Below are 4,875 nucleotides of genomic sequence, written 5' to 3'. Positions count from 1 at the left end.
TATACCCACAAAATTTTATCGAATTAAACAAGATGTAGTTCGTGGGGTGGATACGCTGTAATTCTATCTGCTTCTAGTTTTTGTTGGTATTATTCTAGCAAATACAACGATTATAAGAAGTTCGCTGAAAGTTATGAACAATATCAAAAGGACATCAAATGGAGCGATGGTTTTTTCAATTATATGTATCAAAAAAATCCAAATGATACCAAAAGATATTTGAAAGAAAATCCACTCTCTGGGAAATAGAATATTATGGGCTATTATAGCGTAAACTAATTTTATGACCGACTGCATTTTCATTTAGACAATATGCAATAAGCAAAAAAAATCTATGTCCCTAAAGCTTCCTGAAACATACAAGCAGCATTTCCCTTTTTAAATAGGGCAAATTCTTTCAATAAAAAGGCCCGGGAAGGGCTTTTTTTATTAGCTCGTTATTTTTTTCGCCGGGTTTTCCGCCGCCATTTTTTAAACCAGTAATTGTAATGCTTGTTCCGCCATTTGGCATACAGATCTATCAGCTTCGGTTTACCGTTATACGGCCAGGATAGGCCGATTGCATCCAACTCTTTAAACATCGTCCGTATATCTTCTGCGGTATAATAATCCTGCCCATACCCATGCGCTATAAAATAATCCACTAATTTTTCTTTAGCACTATCCCGTCCTTCGCGTTTCCAGCTTCCGCAAGACAGGTTATCCATAAAATCGGTTACAATATTGTCCGGCGTTACGTTTACAAGTTTTGCTATTAGTAAAAAAGAATAGGGTAATACGTCTTCCCACTCTACATATCTGCTGTAAGCGCCGGTTTGCCATTTAAGTTTAGGTGGTACTCTTTTTCTTATGCTTTTTAATTTAGAGGATGGGGACATTGGTCTCATTGTAAAAGATTTAAGATTTATAAAGATGATTGTATTTGCTTGTCCAATATTTCCAAGCCTTTAAGGCAAAGTTTCCTTGCCATTTCCACAAAAACGTTTACATGTTCGCCTACTGTATAGGCATCTTTTTGCCCTACTTCAAAACCGCGCTTGTACCTTGTTTCAGAATAGCTTTTCATCAGCAGGGAGAACAACCTTTCTTCTTCCGGCGTTTGTGTAAACAAGTTTACTGGCTCTTCGGAAAAACACCGGCAAAGATTGATAAGCCTGCCTAGATTATGAATGTCTGAACGGTAGCCTATATGTACACCCAGCAACGCAATACATGCTTGTTCAACAGCTTGGTGCATGAGAAATACGGCTGTGGTGTATTTCCCTTTTTCAAGACTGAACACCGCTGCTTCATTAAAACTTTTTGACAACTCATAATGGTATAAATACTGCTCCCTTGCCCTATAAGCAGTCTCGTTACTGATTGTTATACCGGGACTGATTTCTTGTACCGGCGATGCCCCGTCATGTGTATAACAAAGAATTCCTTTGGTGTAAACTGTATAAAAGAAACGGCTTTGCTTTTGCAGGGCTTCCCGTATTGTCCCTTTGCCATGTGCAAGGATGGTTATATATCCTCCTGTAAAATGTTGGTTGGCAAAGTCCTGCATCTCATGTTCTATCCGCGTATTTTTTTGTGTGACCACCAAAAGAAAATAGTGGCAGACAGAATTGTTTGTGCTGTCTGTAAAACAGCCGCAGGCACTGTACTGTGTGGTCACTTTGGCAAAGCAGATAATCCATACCGGGGTATAGCTTTCAACAATTTTTTTTATAAGTGAACCAATAATAGCATCCATAATATTTGTTTTCGGCACAAGTTAGGGTGCGTAAAAGCGGTACCCTATTCTTAAAACAGGTACTTTACCTGATTGTCTAGGTATTTTAGAAGTTGCTTTACGGCCATTTTTATTTTTTTTGTATAAATGGCAACTTAATATGGAAAAAACAATACATCAGGGCAGGAATATTAAACGTTTCCGCGAGATGCTCGGCATTAAGCAGGAAGGGCTTGCCTACGGGCTTGGCGATGACTGGAACCAGAAAAAGATTTCTTTGCTGGAACAAAAGGAAATCATCGAACCGGATATTTTAGAACAGGTGGCGGCTATCTTAAAAGTTCCTGTGGAAGCCATCAAAAATTTTGACGAGGAAGCAGCGATAGCTTACTTTAATACATTTGAAAATGGCAGCATCAACAACGGACATTTTTCTCCCAATTTTGATAACTGCACCTTTAACCCTATCGATAAAATCGTGGAACTATACGAACGCATGATTAAAGAAAAAGATGCCTTCATCCAAAAGCTGTTGGGTGGAGAAAAATAGAAAAAGTTGCTTTTTTGCACAGATAGCTCCCCACGTATTGCCTACGCCACATGTCTGAGCTAGTTAGTGGAGGTATGGATAGAAGTTAGGCTCATTAAGGTTACTGTGCTTTCTTAATGATTTCTTTTTATAAGCATAATAAAGCTCTTAGGGATACAAAGAAAGGCTACCCTTGCACAGCTTATCGAAGATAATGCAATATTGATTTGTGATGCGGTTTTTAGTAGTTATGTCCTTATTTGTCACTCTTGCCTTGCAGCAGCTACCTATGCAATCCCTCAAGCTCAATAATACAAACATTTTCAATTTTCGATGGCATGCGTATTTTGTATTGTCTACATTAAAAAATTTTCGTCACTCATAGCAATTTTGGTATGATTGACGAAATAAAATAATAAAAGGTTTGTATATTTGAGAGTTAGCGGTCATGCCATGGCAACATTTCAACTTTTAACAGACAAACAAATCTAATAGACAGCTCAATGATTGACAAACTAAAACTAAAATTCGGTTCATCGCAAGGACAACCAAACCTTGAAGTAAACATGACACCGATTACTGTTTTTGTTGGACCAAATAACTCTGGAAAAAGTAGAATTCTGATTGAAATAGAGAATCATTCCCGCAAAATTCACGGACAACCAACTGACTTGATATTAGACAATCTGACTTTTTCAGCATTGACCAAGGATAATATTGAATCTGAATTGGCAAAGATTGAGCAGACACCGAAGTTAGGAGAAAATGTTATGCCTGGGCATGTGCTAATTGGCAAACTCAATCCACAGAATAATCAGACAGCAAGAGTCCAAGTAAATAAAGCAGGTTTAATTGATGAGGCACAACACCCGAACACGAGGCAAGGATATTATGCACAATTTTTGAATCTTTACACACTAAGGTTGGACGGAACTAACAGATTGAATTTACTGAACGAACAAGAAGCAGGAGATTTACAGACGACGCCTAAAAATCACTTAGCACACTTATTTATTGATAATGCGTTAAGAGCACAAGTTAGAAGAATAGTCTTTGAATCTTTCGGAAAGTATTATGTAATTGACCCAACAAACATCGGGAAATTAAGAGTTCGCCTATCAGACAGAGAACCAAGTAATGAAAGAGAAGAAAAAGGTTGGGAAACCGAAGCAATAAATTTTCATAAAGCTGCTTTGCAAATAACAATGGCAAGCGATGGAGTTAAAGCATTTTCAGGAATTATCACGACCTTACTTGCAGGCGACCCAAAAATTACCTTGATAGATGAACCAGAGGCATTCCTGCATCCAGCATTATCAAACAAATTAGGAAAGGAGATTGGCAACTCACTTACCAAATCAAATAAAAGAGTTGTTGTTTCAACTCATAGTTCTTCTTTTCTTATGGGGTGTATTCAATCAGGAGCGCCACTAAACATTATCCGATTGACCTATAAAAATGGGTTGCCAACAGCAAGAATTCTTCCAAAGGAAAAAATACAACTTCTAATGCGACACCCCCTGTTGCGTTCAACAGGTGTTCTTAACGGATTGTTTTTTGAATCTGTAATTGTTACGGAAGCAGATTCCGACCGGGCATTCTATCAAGAAATAAATGAGAGATTGTTATCACGGAAAGACCCAAGAGGTATTCCAAACTGCTTATTCATAAATGCACAGAACAAGCAGACAGTTTGGGATATTGTAAAACCTCTTCGCGAACTTGGCATCCCTACCGTTGGAATTGTTGACATTGATGTAATAAAAGAAGGAGGGCAAGTATTTACAAAATTGCTTGACGGTTCTTTTACTCCAACTCTATCACACGAAGGGTTGCACAACCAAAGAACAAAAATTCTTGCAGCTTTTAATGCAACTCGACAAAACTGGAAAATTGCTGGCGGTATTGACTTATTGCAACAAAGCGATAATGAAGCATGTTCTAATTTTTTCAATCAACTTCAAGAGTATGGAGTATTCGTAATCCGTAAAGGAGAATTAGAATCATGGTTAAGGAATCTTGCCGCAGTGGGGCATGGCTCAAATTGGCTTATCGATATTTTTACTAAAATGGGAGACAATCCCGATGAATTGCCAATATTATGATAATGAATCCGTATTAAAAGAAATTTTTTCAAAGGGTAAGTTGATTATATTACACAATGACGACAAAATTAGCAAAACTAAATAATTGACAATTAATGTTTAACTCGAATAGTAAAATGAAGATAGAAAAAGTATTTTTATTTCTGTTTTTTTTAGGAATTTTTCCAAAGCTATTTGGACAATTAAATTCTGACGGCTTTGTAAAACGAGGAGACACTATTTTTTTAGGCACCAGCAGTATCCCTTTATCGCAAAAAAACAAACAACTTAGCCCAAAGGAGGATGTTTATAAGACTTTAGTAAATATTTGTCACATCGATGTTGGTTTTGATGAAGGGCAGCATTTCCGTATTGTTGATTCTATTTATGGTTTTTATTCTCCAACTCCTTTAGAAGAAGCTTTTCATGGCTTCCAGATAGTAAGGACATTTGCTGAAAAATCAAACTCAAATTATCTTATAGGTATTTTTCTTTTTTCTATGAGCCCACATGAGGGAACTTTTCCATTAAAAGAGTCCATTACA

The 4,875-nt window shown here is 37.1% G+C and carries 5 protein-coding genes; 3 read left to right on the top strand and 2 right to left on the bottom strand.

Translation table 11 applies throughout. From position 1 onward, the window contains the following. Positions 1-437: 437 nt before the first annotated feature. Positions 438-887, bottom strand: coding sequence for a hypothetical protein (locus tag ACQR30_RS11840; RefSeq protein WP_429735332.1), 450 nt, complete (start codon positions 885-887; stop codon positions 438-440). 17 nt (positions 888-904) lie between these two features. Continuing rightward, positions 905-1,738 (bottom strand): HEPN domain-containing protein, encoded by an 834-nt coding sequence (locus ACQR30_RS11835; protein WP_429735330.1) that lies wholly within the window; start codon positions 1,736-1,738, stop codon positions 905-907. A gap of 139 nt (positions 1,739-1,877) precedes the next feature. On the opposite strand from ACQR30_RS11835, the gene ACQR30_RS11830 reads away from it, so the two are divergent. The 3 genes from ACQR30_RS11830 to ACQR30_RS11820 form a co-directional block, all read left to right on the top strand. Beyond that, the gene (locus tag ACQR30_RS11830; protein ID WP_429735328.1) at positions 1,878-2,267 is read left to right on the top strand and encodes a helix-turn-helix domain-containing protein; all 390 of its coding nucleotides are present in this window, start codon (positions 1,878-1,880) and stop codon (positions 2,265-2,267) included. 482 nt (positions 2,268-2,749) lie between these two features. After that, complete coding sequence (locus tag ACQR30_RS11825; protein ID WP_429735326.1) at positions 2,750-4,351, top strand: ATP-dependent nuclease; 1,602 nt, start codon at positions 2,750-2,752, stop codon at positions 4,349-4,351. A gap of 116 nt (positions 4,352-4,467) precedes the next feature. After that, the coding region (locus tag ACQR30_RS11820) for a hypothetical protein (protein ID WP_429735324.1) at positions 4,468-4,875 on the top strand (408 nt) is incomplete at its 3' end.

It is taken from the genome of Arachidicoccus sp. (genome assembly GCF_050436765.1).
In the GTDB taxonomy this organism is placed as follows: Bacteria; Bacteroidota; Bacteroidia; order Chitinophagales; family Chitinophagaceae; genus Arachidicoccus.
Note: the sequence above shows the minus strand (reverse complement) of the source record. Positions and strands in the feature narration are given on the sequence as shown.